The organism is Stenotrophomonas sp. C9D9, from assembly GCF_056491205.1.
Window position 1 is genome coordinate 440,781 of record NZ_JBSZIF010000003.1, and the last position, 14,429, is coordinate 455,209.

The window sequence follows — 14,429 nt, forward strand, 5'->3', positions numbered from 1 at the left end:
GATCCACGCCATGCGTGGATACGCGGTGTACGGGGTTGCCGGCCAGCGGCCGACACTACCGATCCCGGTAGATCCACGCCATGCGTGGATACGCGGTGTACGGGTTGCCGGCCAGCGGCCGGCACTACCGCCAACCGCTGCCTCAGCCCTTGTAGCCGTTGCTGATCGGGTAACGACGCTCGCGGCCGAAGGCGCGGCGCGAGACCTTCGGCCCCGGCGCGGCCTGGTGCCGCTTCCACTCGCTGATGCGCACCAGGCGCAGCACGCGGTCGACCACGGCCGCGTCATAACCGGCCGCCACGATCTCCGTGCGCGACTGCTCCTGGTCGATGTAGCGGTACAGGATGCCGTCCAGCACGTCATAAGCCGGCAGCGAGTCCTGGTCCAGCTGGTTCTCGCGCAGCTCGGCCGACGGCGGGCGGCTGATCACCGCCGGCGGGATCACCGGCGCGCCGCCCACCGTGTTGCGCCACTTGGACAGGCCGAACACCTCGGTCTTGTACAGGTCCTTCAGCGGCGCATAGCCACCGCACATGTCGCCGTAGATGGTGGCGTAGCCGACCGCATACTCGCTCTTGTTGCCGGTGGTCAGCAGCAGGCCGCCGAACTTGTTGGCCAGCGCCATCAGGATCACGCCACGGCTGCGCGACTGCAGGTTCTCTTCGGTCACGTCCGGCGCGGTGCCCTCGAACATCGGCGCCAACGCTTCCATCAGGCCCTTGAATGCCGGCTCGATCGACACTGCCTCCAGCTTCACGCCCAGCGCCTGGCACTGCTCGGCCGCCAGATCGTTGGACAGGCCTGCGGTGTAGCGCGAGGGCAGGCGCACGGCGGTCACGTTCTCCGCACCCATCGCGTCCACCGCCATGGCCAGCACGATCGCCGAGTCGATGCCGCCGGACAGGCCCAGCCACACCTTCTTGAAGCCGTTCTTGCGGCAGTAATCCTGGATGCCACGGGTCACGGCGCGCCAGGCCAGCGCGTCCATGCTCTCGTCGCCGTCGTCCATCCACACGTGCGGCATGAAGCGGCGGGTTTCACCGTCGTACTCCACCACCAGCCACTGGTCGACGAAGGCGGCGGCGGCCGGGTGCACCGTGCCGTCGCCGTCGGCCACCACCGAGGCGCCGTCAAACACCAGCGCATCCTGGCCACCGACCACGTTGAGATAGGCGATCGCAGCCCCGCTTTCGCGGGTACGCGCGGCCAGCACCGCGTCGCGCTGGGCGTGCTTGCCACGCTCGTACGGCGAAGCATTCGGCACCACCACCAGCTGCGCACCGGCGCGCATGGTGTCGGCCAACGGCTCGGCAAACCACAGGTCCTCGCAGATCAGCAGGCCGACCGGAATGCCATTGACCTCGAACACGCAGCTGCCGCCGTCCGGATCGACATCGAAGTAGCGGCGCTCGTCGAACACGGCGTAGTTGGGCAGCTCGCGCTTGCGGTAGGTCTGCTCGACCAGGCCGTCACGCAGCACGCTGGCGGCGTTGTAGACCACCGCGCCGGCGGCCTGCGGCCAACCGACCACGGCGGTGATGCCACGGCAGGCGGCGGCGATGCGGGCCATCGCCTGCTCGCACTCGTACAGGAAGCCCGGGCGCAGCAGCAGGTCCTCCGGCGGGTAGCCGCTCACCGCCAGCTCGGGGAACATCACCAGCTCGGCGCCGTACTCGTCGCGCGCCTGGCCGATCATCTCGATGATGCGCTCGGTGTTGCCGGCGACATCGCCGACCGGGAAGTCGAACTGCGCCATCGCGATGCGGATCGAAGCCATGGGAATCCAGCCTGTGGTTGCAATGCCGCCATTGTAGCGCCGCGCCATGCGCGCGCCGGGTACCTCTGGGCTCAGATCCCTTTTGCTGCGCGAAAGGGATCTGACCCCGCACCAGACGCAGAAAGGCCGCCCGGAGGCGGCCTTTCTGTTTCAGCAGCCGGCCAGCGGCCGGCTCTACAGCATCGTCTGCCAGAGGCAGTCGATCTTATTTCACCAGCTTGGCGATGGCAGCGCCCAGGTCGCCCGGCGAACGGACGGTGACGACGCCAGCGGCTTCCATCGCGGCGAACTTGCCTTCCGCGGTGCCCTTGCCGCCCGAAGCAATCGCACCGGCGTGGCCCATGCGCTTGCCGGCCGGAGCCGACGCACCGGCGATGAAACCGACGACCGGCTTCTTCACGTGGTTCTTGATGTACTCGGCGCCGGCTTCTTCAGCGTCACCGCCGATTTCGCCAACCATGATGATGCCTTCGGTCTGCGGGTCTTCGTTGAACAGCTTCAGGCAGTCAACGAAGTTCAGGCCGTTGATCGGGTCACCACCGATGCCGATGCAGGTGGACTGGCCCAGGCCAACTTCGGTGGTCTGCTTGACCGCTTCATAGGTCAGGGTGCCCGAACGCGACACGATGCCGATCTTGCCCGGCTGGTGGATGTGGCCCGGCATGATGCCGATCTTGCACTCACCCGGGGTGATGACGCCCGGGCAGTTCGGCCCGATCAGCACGGTGTCCGGATGCGAACGGGTCAGCACGTTCTTGACGCGCAGCATGTCCAGCACCGGGATGCCTTCGGTGATGCAGACGATGACCTTGATGCCGGCAGCAGCGGCTTCCAGGATCGCGTCGGCCGCGTACGGCGGCGGCACGTAGATGACCGAAGCGTTGGCGCCGGTGCTCTGCACGGCGTCGGCAACGGTGTTGAAGACCGGCAGGTCGATGTGGGTGGTGCCACCCTTGCCCGGGGTCACGCCGCCAACAACCTGGGTGCCGTACTCGATCATCTGAGTGGCGTGGAAGGTGCCCTGCTGGCCGGTGAAGCCCTGCACGATCACCTTGGTGTTCTTGTTAATCAAAACAGACATGGGAATTCCTTGGTGTCGAATCAGGCAGCGTTCTTGACAGCTTCAACGATCTTCTTGGCGCCATCGTTGATGTTGTCAGCCGGGATGATGGCCATGCCGCTGTCGCGCAGCAGCTGCTTGCCTTCTTCCACGTTGGTGCCTTCCAGGCGCACCACGACCGGAACCTTGACGCCCACTTCCTTCACGGCGGCGATGATGCCTTCGGCAATCATGTCGCAGCGGACGATGCCGCCGAAGATGTTGACGAAGATGCCTTCAACCTTGTCCGAGGACAGGATCAAGCTCTGAACGCTTCGATGACGCGCTGCTTGTTGGCACCGCCGCCCACGTCCAGGAAGTTCGCCGGCTCGCCGCCCTTGAGCTTGATGACGTCCATGGTGGCCATGGCCAGGCCGGCGCCGTTCACCATGCAGCCGATGTTGCCGTCCATGGTGACGTAGTTGATGTCCAGCTCCGAAGCGATCACTTCGGTCGGATCTTCCTGGGTCTTGTCGCGCATGGCGACCAGGGCCTTCTGGCGGAACGCGGCGTTGTCGTCGCTGTCGAACTTGCCGTCCAGCGCGTACAGGTTGCCGTCGTCCAGGATGGCCAGCGGGTTGATTTCAACCAGGGCCAGGTCCTTTTCGTTGAACAGGCGGTACAGGTTCACCATGATGCTGGCGAACTGGCCGGCCTGCTTGGCGGTCAGGCCCAGCTTGAAGCCGAAATCACGGCCGTGGTAACCCTGCACGCCTTCGACGAAGTCGACGTTCAGCGAGTGGATCAGCTCCGGGGTTTCAGCAGCGACCTGCTCGATTTCCACGCCGCCTTCCGAAGAGGCGATGTAGGTGATGGTCTTGGTGCCACGGTCGACCAGCACCGACAGGTACAGTTCCTTGACGATCTCGCCGGCGGTGGTCACCAGCACCAGGTTGACCGGCAGTTCAACGCCAGCGGTCTGGTAGGTGGCCATCTTGGTGCCGAGCATCTTGGCCGCAGCGGCCTTCACGTCGTCGGTGGTCTTGCAGAACTTGACGCCGCCAGCCTTGCCGCGGCCGCCAGCGTGGATCTGCGCCTTGACCATCCAGGGGCCCTGGCCCAGGGAGTTGGCAGCGGCAACCGCTTCGTCCGGGGTCGCAGCGACCTTGCCGGCCGGGACCGGGATGCCGTACTCGGCAAGCAGTTGTTTTGACTGGTATTCGTGGAAATTCATGCGTCACCGTGGGAATAGGAACGACCGCACGCAATTCCTCAGGGCCCCGGCGGGGCGCCGGCATGGACCGCGGCGGGCCCACTATTGTGGCCGAGCCAGCGCCGGGGCGCAAAGAAGTCTGTACAAAACGCCAGGCCTGGCCAGATTTCCGCCGCCATTCAGACAGTTGCGCCCGGGGGCGCACTGGACACCGGTATCCATCCCGGGCCAAATGCGCGATCCGGGCCGCTCCGGCGGCGCCGGGCCGGGCGCCCTATACTGGTCAACCAAGGTGTGTAGAGTCGAGCCAGCTCGACGGCTTCCACCGCAGGCCACATCGAAGCGTCGTGCCCGCCCGGCTTCAGGGGACGCCGGGCAGGCCCGCCGCAGATTCCAGACCCAGGCAGCCAGAAGGGGAGTTCCGGCGTGTCACCCAGTGCTTCATTGATCGACCGCATCGAATCGATTCCGCGGCGTGAGCTGTATTTCTTCGCGCTGTACCGGGTGCTGATCGCCTCGGTCATCGCCGCCCTGCTCTACAGTCCGCTGTCGGCCATGGTCGGCGAAGCCCACCACCCGCGGCTGGCTGACACCGTCGCCGCCATCTACCTGGTGCTCTCGCTGCTGGCCCTGGTGATCGGCCGCAACGAACGCTGGCTGCGCCCGATCGTGGTCAGCGGCGTGCTGGTGGACATCGTCGCCGCCACCCTGTTGTCGCATGCCCTGCCGGGTGCCAGCGCCGGCATCTCGATGTCACTGCTGTTCAACATCGCCGCCGCCGCCACCCTGCTGCCGCTCAGCCTGGGGCTGGGCCTGGCGCTGGCCGCCAGCCTCGCCACCGGCGTCGAATACACCTGGAAACTGCTGGAAGGCGGCGACCCCACCCGTACCCTGGCCGAGCTGGCGATGTTCGCCACCAGCTACCTGGCACTGGCCTTCATCAGTTACCAGGTCGGCAGCCGCGCGCGCCGCAACCAGCAGCTGGCCAACCAGCGCGGCGACGAAGTGGCCAACCTGTTCCAGATCAACGAGTTGATCATCCGCCGCATGCGTACCGGCGTGCTTGTGGTCGACGCCGACAACCGCGTCACCCTGGCCAACGAGGCCGCCTCGATGCTGCTCGGCGACAGCGATGGGAGCGGCGAAAGCGGCCGCCTGGACCTGGCCAGCGCCGCCCCGGAACTCGCCCGTCGCCTGCAGCGCTGGCGCAATGGCTGGGCGCAGGACGAACTGCCGCTGCAGCTCAATCCCGACCAGCCTGAAGTGCAGCCGCGCTTCGCACGCCTGCTGGCCGGCAGCGAGCTGGCCCTGGTGTTCCTGGACGACTCCAGCGTGGTCTCGCGCCGCGCCGAGTCGCTCACCTTGTCAGCCATGGGGCGCTTCTCGGCCAGCCTCGCCCACGAGATCCGCAATCCGCTGGCCGCGATCAACTACGCGGTGCAGCTGCTGGAAGAAGGCACCGGCTTCAACGAAAGCGACCGCCGCCTGCTGCAGATCATCCGCCAGCAGTGCCAGCGTACCAACGGCATCGTCGAAAGCGTGCTGGGCCTGGCCCGGCGCGAGCGCGCCACGCCCGAGAACGTCGACCTGGCCGCCTTCGTGCGCCGCTTCGTGCTGGAGTACAAGCAGGGGCAGACGCTGGAGACCGACAGCATCGAGCCGATCATCAACGACACCTCGGTGCTGGCCCAGGTCGACACCAAGCACCTCTACCAGGTGCTTACCGTGCTGGTGCACAACGCGCTCAAGTACGGGCGCATCGGCCAGCAACCGGCACGGGTGCGCCTGCGCGTGGCCCAGCACGAGCGCAGTGCGGTCATCGACGTGATGGATCGCGGCCCCGGTATTCCCGAGAGTGTCGCCGCGCAGTTGTTCCGGCCGTTCTTCACCACTTCCGAGCATGGCACCGGGCTGGGCCTGTACATCGCCCGCGAGCTGTGCCGGGCCAACCAGGCACGGCTCGACTACATCCCGGTGCCCGCCGGTGGCTCCTGCTTCCGCCTGGTGCTGCCCGGCCCGCATACGCTGTTGCCCACCTGATCTCGATTCCGTGCGTCAAACATTTGTCGCTTCCAGCCCCCTCGTTTATCTTTCACGCCCATGAACGAAACCCGCAGCGCCCTCGTCGTCGACGACGAACGCGACATCCGCGAACTGCTGGTACTGACGCTCGGCCGCATGGGGCTGCGCATCAGTACGGCAGCCAACCTTGCCGAAGCGCGCGAACTGCTGGCCAGCAATCCGTACGACCTGTGCATCACCGACATGCGCCTGCCGGACGGCAATGGCATCGAGCTGGTCAGCGAGATCGCCCAGCACTACCCGCGCACGCCGGTAGCGATGATCACCGCCTTCGGCAGCATGGACCTGGCCGTGGAAGCGCTGAAGGCCGGCGCCTTCGACTTCGTCAGCAAGCCGGTGGACATCGCCGTGCTGCGCGGCCTGGTCAAGCACGCGCTGGAGCTCAACAACACCGAACGCCCCGCACCCGGGCCCGCCGCCGAACAGGGCGCGCGCCTGCTTGGCGACTCGCCGGCCATGGACGTGCTGCGCATCACCATCGGCAAGGTCGCGCGCAGCCAGGCGCCGGTCTACATCCTCGGTGAATCCGGCGTGGGCAAGGAACTGGTCGCGCGCACCATCCACGCCCAGGGCGCCCGCGCGGCCGGCCCGTTCGTGCCGGTCAACTGCGGCGCCATTCCCGGCGAGCTTATGGAGAGCGAATTCTTCGGCCACCGCAAGGGCAGCTTCAGCGGCGCCCACGCCGACAAGCCCGGGCTGTTCCAGGCCGCGCATGGCGGCACCCTGTTCCTCGACGAAGTGGCCGAACTGCCGCTGCAGATGCAGGTGAAGCTGCTGCGTGCGATCCAGGAAAAATCGGTGCGTGCGGTCGGCGCCGCCAACGAAGAGCCGGTGGACGTGCGCATCCTCTCGGCCACCCACAAGGACCTGGCCGAACTGGTCGAGGACGGTCGTTTCCGCCACGACCTCTACTACCGCATCAACGTGATCGAACTGAAGGTGCCGCCGCTGCGCGAGCGTCGCCAGGACCTGCCGGAACTGGCCGCATCGGTGCTGGCACGGCTGGCCCGCAGCCACGGCCGCCCGACGCCGCTGCTGGCCCCGTCGGCACTGGACGCGCTGGCCCAGTACGCCTTCCCCGGCAACGTGCGCGAACTGGAGAACATCCTGGAACGCGCGCTGGCCCTGGCCGAAGAAGACCGCATCGGTGCCGACGACCTGCGCCTGCCGCAGCATGCCCCGCGCACGCCCGGCAGCGCAGCACATGCCGAAGCCGTGGTGGACCTGCAGCCCGGCAGCGCTGCCCTGCCCTCGTACATCGAACAGCTCGAACGCAGCGCCATCCAGCGCGCGCTGGAAGAAAACCGCTGGAACAAGACCCGCACCGCCGCGCAGCTGGGCATCACCTTCCGCGCGCTGCGCTACAAGCTGAAGAAGCTGGGGATGGAGTAAGCCCAGGGTCGGATCCCTTTCCGAAGGAAAGGGCTCTGACCCGGCGCATGCCACCAACCTGGTAGTGCCGGCCGCTGGCCGGCAACCTCATGCATCGCGACATCCACGCATGGCGTGGATCTACCTCAATCCTTGGTAACGCGATTGATCTCGGCCAGGCTGGTCACACCTGCAGCCGCCTTCTTCAACGCCGACTGGCGCAGATCGTTCACCCCGATCTGCTGTGCGGCCTCGGCAATCTGCAACGCATTGCCACCGGCCAGCACGATCGTGGCGATCTCGTCGGTCATCGGCATCACCTGGTACAGACCGGTACGGCCCTTGTAGCCCTCGGTACACTCATCGCAGCCGACCGCCTCATACAGCTCGATGCCCGCGTCCAGCTGTGCCTGGGTGAAGCCTTCGGCCAGCAGCGCATGCTCGGGCAGGTTGGACGGGCGCTTGCAGTTGTTGCACAGCCGACGCGCCAGACGCTGGGCGATCACCAGGGTCACCGAACTGGTGATGTTGTACGGCGCGATGCCCATGTTCATCAGGCGCGCGATGGTCTGCGGCGCGTCGTTGGTATGCAGCGTGGACAGCACCATGTGGCCGGTCTGCGCCGCCTTGATCGCGATCTCGGCCGTCTCCAGGTCACGGATTTCGCCGACCATGATGATGTCCGGATCCTGTCGCAGGAACGAGCGCAACGCTGCGGCGAAGGTCATGCCGCGCTTGTTGTTCTGCTGCACCTGGTTGACGCCAGGCAGACGGATTTCCACCGGGTCTTCGGCGGTGGAGATGTTGCGCGTCTCGTCGTTGAGGATGCCCAGCGCGGTGTACAGCGACACCGTCTTGCCCGAACCGGTCGGGCCGGTCACCAGCACCATGCCGTACGGCTTGTGGATGGCTTCCAGGAACAGCTTCTGCTGGTCCGGCTCGTAACCCAGCTTGTCGATGCCCAGCTTGGCCGCGCTGCCGTCCAGGATACGCAGCACCACCTTCTCGCCGAACAGGGTCGGCAGCGTGCTCACGCGGAAGTCGATCTGCTTGGTCTTGGACAGGTTGAGCTTGATGCGTCCGTCCTGCGGCACGCGCTTTTCGGCGATATCCAGCTGCGCCATCACCTTCAGGCGCGCGGCGATGCGCTGGTTCAGCTTCACCGGCGCGCGCGCGACCATCTTCAGCAGGCCGTCGATGCGCAGGCGCACGCGGTAATCATCTTCATAGGGCTCGAAGTGGATGTCCGAGGCGCCCTTGCGGATCGCGTCCACCAGCACCTTGTTGACGAACTTCACCACCGGGGTGTCATCGCCCTTGGCATCGATGCCGGAGTCGCCACCGGCGCCGAGATCCTCGTCTCCGGCCGCAACGTCCAGGTTGCCCATGCCATCGTCGTCACCGCCCAGGGCGTCGCCCAGCGTGTCATGGCTGGCATGCCACTGCTCGAATGTGCGGCGGATCTGGTCCTCGTCCACCAGGATCGGCTCCACCACCAGGTTGGTGTGGAACTTGATCTCGTCCAGCGAATGGGTCGGGTTGCTGGTGCCCACGAACAGTTTGCCGCCGCGTTTGAACAGCGGCAGCACGTTGTGCTTGCGCAGCAGCTCCTCGCTGACCAGGCTCATCGCGTTCTGGCTAGCGTCGAACGTGGACACGTCGAACAGCGGCATGCCGAACTCGACCGCGTTGGCGGCCGCCAACTGGGCCGCCCCAACCACCTTGTTCTGCGCGAACCAGGTCGGCAGCGGCTGCCGGGCGGCAGCGGCCTTGGCCATGGCATCGCGGGCGGAAGCCTCGTCCAGCGCACCATCCTGGACCAGGCGACGGGCCAGGCCGGTGATGCCGACGAGATTGGCGGTGGTTACGGCGTTCATATGGATCCTTGGCTCATCATGGGTCAGGCAGTGCGGCGCGCCTTCCAGGGGCACCGCACAGGGCAGCAGAACCTGCCGCGACCCGATGGCCGACGACGACGCCAATCCTTCAGCATGACTGCCACGCCCGGCACTCCCAGCCCGGCAGGCACGATCCTGACTCCCCCGGGGATGATAGCCCCGTCAACGGCCCGCCAACATCCCATTGGCAGACCGAAGTGTGATCAACAGCCGGTTGGGCGATAGCGCGCTTCGAAGGCGCTGCCGTCGCAGGTCCAGATGCCGTCGGCTGCGCGGCGGAGGATGAGGTCTTTGCCTTGCACTGCCCCGCCTCCGCTCACCGTGCATGCGATGCTCCCCACTCCGGCATCGGTAAGCTCAGCCTTTACTGCGGAGCAACGTTCCGTCGCCTTCAATCCAATATATGCGGCAGTAACGTCAGCAGCGTTCCTGCTGTCTTGCGCCACCGCTTCAAGCGTGGTCTTACCTGGGCGTATGTCGGAAAGCGCGGCGGCCAATTGCGCCCGCGACACATAGTTCATATAGATTGGAATGGAGACCGCAGCGAGGATTGCGATGATTGCGACGACAATCATCAACTCAATCAACGTAAAGCCATTGCTTCGCTTCATGCCCCCCTCCCCAATGAGAGACTTGTTCACGAGATGTCTGCCCCTATGCATTTCATTAGCCACTAAACAAAAGGCCCCGATATACGGGGCCTTTTGCCATAACCGCTGCTAGCTATTACTTGCAGCCGCCCGGAATGTACTTAGCGTCCAGATCGGTCGCGGTGCAAGCCCAGGTACCATCTGCTGCACGAGCCAGAGCCAGCGAGCCCTTGGCAACCTTGGAATTACCCGACAGCTTGCAGGTGATCGATGCGGTGCCAGCGGTCGCATCGCCGTCAACCGAAATCGCGCAGCGATCCGAGTTCTTCAGGCCAATCTGCGCCGGGGTCTTGTCGAAGGCCTTGCCTTCATTCAGCAGCACTTCGGCCTGGGTCTTGCCCGGGGTGATTTCGGCCAGACCAGCAGTAGCCTGCGACTTGGCCACGTAGTCCTGGTACATCGGCAGGGCGATGGCGGCCAGGATGGCGATGATCGCAACGACGATCATCAGTTCGATAAGGGTGAAGCCCTTCTGGTTCTTCATTTTGGTACATCCCCAAGATAAGTGGTGGTTGATTTCAGAGCACAGGATCGGTCTGGCCAGCGGCCAGCTGAGCGGGTCCTGCCCCCTGCGGGTGGATCAACGCAGGTTGCGTGCCAACCCCGGCACGCCTCCCCCTGGATTTCCCCGCGCCCATGATGGCAGCTATTTCACGGATGGGAACCCCCCGGATGCGAATCTGCGATGGACGCGGCAATGTGACGCAGTGCGTCACCTTTGGTCGGCACCCGGCACGAATTCGCATGATGGCGCCCCCAACAACTGCCCAGACGGGCATGAACCCGCTACCATCGACGGCTAGACGCCCGCCTGGGGATGGCGGGTCTTGGGGAGCCGATATGTCTGTCAGTCGCAGTGCGATCAAGAAGGAGCCCGTGGCGCGCAGCACCACGGAACTGCAGCCGTTTGTCTGGGAGGGGACCGACAAGCGGGGCGTGAAGATGAAGGGTGAGCAGACCGCGAAGAATGCGAATCTGCTGAGAGCAGAGCTACGTCGTCAAGGCATCACCCCAGGCACAGTAAAGCCGAAGCCTAAGCCGCTGTTCGGCGCTGCAGGCAGCAAGATCACGCCGAAGGAAATCGCCTTCTTCAGCCGGCAGATGGCCACCATGATGAAGTCGGGCGTACCCATTGTGGGATCGCTGGACATCATTGCGAACGGGCACAAGAACCCACGCATGAAGAAGATGGTGGATGGCCTGCGTACCGATATTGAAGGCGGCTCGTCACTCTATGAGGCCATCAGCAAGTATCCGGTGCAGTTCGACGAGCTCTACCGCAACCTTGTACGGGCTGGTGAAGGCGCTGGCGTCCTCGAGACGGTGCTGGACACTGTCGCCAACTACAAAGAGAACATCGAAGCCCTGAAGGGCAAGATCAAGAAGGCGATGTTCTATCCCGCCATGGTGCTGGCGGTTGCCCTGCTGGTCAGTGGCATCCTGCTGGTCTGGGTCGTGCCGCAGTTCGAGGACGTGTTCAAGGGATTCGGCGCGGACCTGCCCGCCTTTACCCAGATGATCGTGAACATGTCGAGGTTCATGGTCTCGTGGTGGTGGCTGATCCTGTTGGTCATCATCGGTTCGATCGTCGGCTTCATTGCCGCCTATAAACGGTCGCCGAAGATGCAGCACAGCATAGATCGGCTGGTCCTGAAGCTACCCGTCATCGGGCAGATCATGCACAACAGCTCGATCGCCCGCTTTGCCCGTACCACCGCCGTGACCTTCAAGGCCGGCGTGCCGCTGGTGGAGGCCCTGGGCATCGTGGCAGGCGCCACCGGCAATACGGTTTACGAGCATGCCGTATTGCGCATGCGCGACGACGTGTCGGTCGGTTACCCGGTCAACATGGCCATGAAGCAGACCGCCCTGTTCCCGCACATGGTCATCCAGATGACCGGCATCGGCGAAGAGGCGGGCGCCCTGGACGCCATGCTGTTCAAGGTGGCCGAGTACTATGAGCAGGAGGTCAACAATGCCGTTGACGCCCTGAGCAGCCTGCTGGAGCCGATCATCATGGTGATCATTGGTACCATCGTCGGCGGCATGGTCATCGGCATGTACCTGCCGATCTTCAAGCTCGCTTCCGTCGTCGGATAATCACTACATGGCATTTCTCGACCAGCATCCCGGCCTCGGCTACCCCGCCGCGGCCGCCCTGGGGCTGCTGCTGGGCAGTTTCCTCAACGTCGTCATCCTGCGCCTGCCGAAGCGGCTGGAGTGGCAGTGGAAGCGCGATGCGCGCGAGGTCCTGGAAGAACCGGACTTCTACGAACCCCCGCCACCGGGGATCGTGGTCGAGCCCTCGCACTGCCCGCACTGCAAGCACAAGCTGAGCTGGTACGAGAACATCCCGCTGTTCAGCTGGATCATCCAGGGCGGCAAGTGCCGCCATTGCAAGGCGCCGATCTCGCTGCAGTACCCGCTGGTCGAGGCCCTGACCTCAGTGCTGGTGCTGGCCTGCGTCTGGCAGTTCGGCTTCGGCTGGCAGGGCTTCGGCGCCATCGTGCTGACCTGCTTCCTGATCGCCTTGTCTGGCATCGACCTGCGCACCCAGCTGCTGCCCGACCAGTTGACCTTGCCCCTGATGTGGCTGGGCCTGATAGGCAACATCGACAACCTGTACATGCCGGCCAAGCCTGCCTTGGTCGGCGCCGCGGTGGGTTACCTGTCGCTGTGGATGGTCTGGTGGCTGTTCAAGCAGCTGACCGGCAAGGAAGGCATGGGCCACGGCGATTTCAAGCTGCTGGCCGCCCTCGGCGCCTGGTGTGGGCTGAAGGGCATCCTGCCGATCATCCTGCTGTCATCGGTGCTGGGCGCCATCATCGGCTCGATCTGGCTGTACACCCGGGGCCGTGACCGCGCCACGCCGATCCCGTTTGGCCCGTACCTGGCCATCGCGGGCTGGCTGTACTTCATGTGGGGCGCGCCCGTGGTGGAGCAGTACCTGGTGTTGAGCGGACTGCGCTGAGGGGAATCCCCATGAGCCGGTATGTGGTTGGCCTGACCGGCGGCATTGCCGCCGGCAAGAGCGAGGTGACCCGGCGCTTCGAGGCGCTGGGCATCGTGGTGGCCGACGCCGATCTGGCCGCCCGTGCGGTGGTTGCTGCCGGCAGCCCCGCCCTGGGCCGCATCGCCGAGCGCTTCGGCGCCGATATGCTGCTGACGGACGGCAGCCTGGACCGTGCGCGCCTGCGTGCCCATGTATTCGCCGACCCGACCGAACGGTCGGCGCTGGAAGCGATCACCCACCCGGCCATCCGCCTGCTGATGCAACAGCAGTGCGAGCAGGCCGCCAGCCCCTATGCGATTGCCGCCATTCCGCTGCTGACCGAGGTCGGTGGGCGGCAGGCCTACCCGTGGTTGGACCGGGTATTGCTTGTGGATGCGCCTGAAGCCGTGCAGCACGCGCGGCTGATGCAGCGCGACGGCATCGACGCCGCGCTGGCCGACAAGATGATCGCCGCCCAGGCCAGCCGCACGCAGCGGTTGGCACTGGCCGATGATGTGGTGGTCAACGATGGCCACCCCGAGGACCTGCAGGCGCAGGTGGAAGCGCTGCATGAGCGGTATCTGGGGTTGGCTGGGGGTTGAGGCCGGGTTGCCGGCCAGCGGCCGGCACTACCGAAGCGAATCCACGCATGGCGTGGATCTACTGGACGGTTTGGTTGCCGGCCAGCGGCCGGCACTACCGAAGCCAATCCACGCATGACCGAAGCGCATCCACGCGTGGCGTGGATCTACTCCAGCTGCAGGCGGGCATAGCGGGCCAGTTCGCGGGCGCCGAGCAGCAGGCCGTCGACGACATCCGGGCTGAGCTGTTGGTGGGCACCGCCCTGCTCGCGGGCGGCTTCGGCGGCGTGCAGGACCTGCATGAGTGCGTTCAAACCGGCCAAGGTGCGGCTGAGCCCGGCCATGGTGGTCGCCTGAGCCGGGCTGAGGCCCTGCACTTCCAATCGCCTGCCGTCGGCGGCATCGCGGCCGTCCATGCGGGCCAGCAGCGCGGGCAGCAGATCCTTGGGATCATCGAGCAGGGTTTCGATGCGCTCGGCGACGTCGGCCGGCAGCAGGTCGGCGGCTTCGCCGATCAGGGCGTGCAGTTGGGGGAACATTGGGCGTGCGGACATGGTGAGGCTCCTCGCAGTCGGCAGGCCACCTGCGGATGCAAGGTGGCGGACGGTGCGGGTTGGCGTACCGGAGACCCAACAACTCAAAAGCTAAGGAAAAAGACTCCAGCGGATTCTGATGAATCCCCACGCACCGTCCGCCGAAACGAGGCAGGCGATGCATTTTCCATGATGGCCGCGGCGCATCTGGAGCTTTTGAATTGTTGGTTTTTTTCAGGACGCCAATCCCGGCCAGGGCACCTGCCCCAGCCGCTCCATCTGGCCATCACGCA

11 protein-coding genes and 1 pseudogene are annotated in these 14,429 nt (G+C 65.4%); 5 read left to right on the top strand and 7 right to left on the bottom strand.

Annotated features, from left to right (window positions below; genetic code table 11):
- Positions 1-142: 142 nt before the first annotated feature.
- The 3 genes and pseudogenes from ACXI0D_RS04020 to sucC form a co-directional block, all read right to left on the bottom strand.
- Complete coding sequence (locus ACXI0D_RS04020) at positions 143-1,777, bottom strand: NAD+ synthase (protein ID WP_101766443.1); 1,635 nt, start codon at positions 1,775-1,777, stop codon at positions 143-145.
- A 205-nt stretch (positions 1,778-1,982) separates the two neighbouring features.
- The gene (gene sucD, locus ACXI0D_RS04025) at positions 1,983-2,858 is read right to left on the bottom strand and encodes a succinate--CoA ligase subunit alpha (RefSeq protein WP_005410793.1); all 876 of its coding nucleotides are present in this window, start codon (positions 2,856-2,858) and stop codon (positions 1,983-1,985) included.
- A 20-nt stretch (positions 2,859-2,878) separates the two neighbouring features.
- Positions 2,879-4,050, bottom strand: a pseudogene (gene sucC / locus ACXI0D_RS04030) (ADP-forming succinate--CoA ligase subunit beta).
- A gap of 405 nt (positions 4,051-4,455) precedes the next feature.
- Between sucC and ACXI0D_RS04035 the strand changes: the two are divergent.
- Positions 4,456-6,069: a sensor histidine kinase gene (locus tag ACXI0D_RS04035; protein ID WP_087923443.1), complete on the top strand. Its 1,614-nt coding sequence runs from the start codon at positions 4,456-4,458 to the stop codon at positions 6,067-6,069.
- A 60-nt stretch (positions 6,070-6,129) separates the two neighbouring features.
- Complete coding sequence (locus ACXI0D_RS04040; RefSeq protein WP_479642344.1) at positions 6,130-7,503, top strand: sigma-54-dependent transcriptional regulator; 1,374 nt, start codon at positions 6,130-6,132, stop codon at positions 7,501-7,503.
- 125 nt (positions 7,504-7,628) lie between these two features.
- Here ACXI0D_RS04040 and pilB read toward each other — a convergent pair whose 3' ends face one another.
- The 3 genes from pilB to ACXI0D_RS04055 all read right to left on the bottom strand — a co-directional run bounded on the left by pilB (position 7,629) and on the right by ACXI0D_RS04055 (position 10,514).
- Positions 7,629-9,359 (bottom strand): type IV-A pilus assembly ATPase PilB, encoded by a 1,731-nt coding sequence (gene pilB, locus ACXI0D_RS04045; RefSeq protein ID WP_119006711.1) that lies wholly within the window; start codon positions 9,357-9,359, stop codon positions 7,629-7,631.
- Between the two features lie 224 nt (positions 9,360-9,583).
- The gene (locus ACXI0D_RS04050) at positions 9,584-9,991 is read right to left on the bottom strand and encodes a pilin (RefSeq protein WP_119006999.1); all 408 of its coding nucleotides are present in this window, start codon (positions 9,989-9,991) and stop codon (positions 9,584-9,586) included.
- A gap of 115 nt (positions 9,992-10,106) precedes the next feature.
- Positions 10,107-10,514 carry a pilin gene (locus ACXI0D_RS04055; RefSeq protein WP_119006712.1) on the bottom strand — a complete coding sequence of 136 codons (408 nt, stop codon included), beginning with the start codon at positions 10,512-10,514 and terminating at the stop codon, positions 10,107-10,109.
- 356 nt (positions 10,515-10,870) lie between these two features.
- On the opposite strand from ACXI0D_RS04055, the gene ACXI0D_RS04060 reads away from it, so the two are divergent.
- From ACXI0D_RS04060 to coaE, 3 genes are read left to right on the top strand one after another with little or no spacing between them, the layout of a single operon-like run.
- A complete protein-coding gene (locus ACXI0D_RS04060; RefSeq protein ID WP_119006713.1) occupies positions 10,871-12,130 on the top strand; it encodes a type II secretion system F family protein in 1,260 nt (419 codons plus the stop codon).
- Positions 12,131-12,137: 7 nt separating this feature from the next.
- Positions 12,138-13,001 carry a prepilin peptidase gene (locus ACXI0D_RS04065; protein ID WP_005418626.1) on the top strand — a complete coding sequence of 288 codons (864 nt, stop codon included), beginning with the start codon at positions 12,138-12,140 and terminating at the stop codon, positions 12,999-13,001.
- An 11-nt stretch (positions 13,002-13,012) separates the two neighbouring features.
- Positions 13,013-13,624, top strand: coding sequence for a dephospho-CoA kinase (gene coaE, locus ACXI0D_RS04070; RefSeq protein WP_119006714.1), 612 nt, complete (start codon positions 13,013-13,015; stop codon positions 13,622-13,624).
- 146 nt (positions 13,625-13,770) lie between these two features.
- Here the strand turns inward: coaE and ACXI0D_RS04075 are convergent, their stop codons facing one another.
- Complete coding sequence (locus tag ACXI0D_RS04075) at positions 13,771-14,157, bottom strand: hypothetical protein (protein ID WP_119006715.1); 387 nt, start codon at positions 14,155-14,157, stop codon at positions 13,771-13,773.
- Positions 14,158-14,429: the final 272 nt, after the last annotated feature.

Coding starts and splice junctions, on each gene's coding strand:
- ACXI0D_RS04075 (WP_119006715.1), bottom strand. CDS start 14,157: ATGTCCGCACGCCCAATGTTCCCCCAACTGCACGCCCTGATCGGCGAA.
- ACXI0D_RS04060 (WP_119006713.1), top strand. CDS start 10,871: ATGTCTGTCAGTCGCAGTGCGATCAAGAAGGAGCCCGTGGCGCGCAGC.
- coaE (WP_119006714.1), top strand. CDS start 13,013: ATGAGCCGGTATGTGGTTGGCCTGACCGGCGGCATTGCCGCCGGCAAG.
- ACXI0D_RS04055 (WP_119006712.1), bottom strand. CDS start 10,514: ATGAAGAACCAGAAGGGCTTCACCCTTATCGAACTGATGATCGTCGTT.
- ACXI0D_RS04065 (WP_005418626.1), top strand. CDS start 12,138: ATGGCATTTCTCGACCAGCATCCCGGCCTCGGCTACCCCGCCGCGGCC.
- ACXI0D_RS04050 (WP_119006999.1), bottom strand. CDS start 9,991: ATGAAGCGAAGCAATGGCTTTACGTTGATTGAGTTGATGATTGTCGTC.
- ACXI0D_RS04020 (WP_101766443.1), bottom strand. CDS start 1,777: ATGGCTTCGATCCGCATCGCGATGGCGCAGTTCGACTTCCCGGTCGGC.
- pilB (WP_119006711.1), bottom strand. CDS start 9,359: ATGAACGCCGTAACCACCGCCAATCTCGTCGGCATCACCGGCCTGGCC.
- ACXI0D_RS04040 (WP_479642344.1), top strand. CDS start 6,130: ATGAACGAAACCCGCAGCGCCCTCGTCGTCGACGACGAACGCGACATC.
- sucD (WP_005410793.1), bottom strand. CDS start 2,858: ATGTCTGTTTTGATTAACAAGAACACCAAGGTGATCGTGCAGGGCTTC.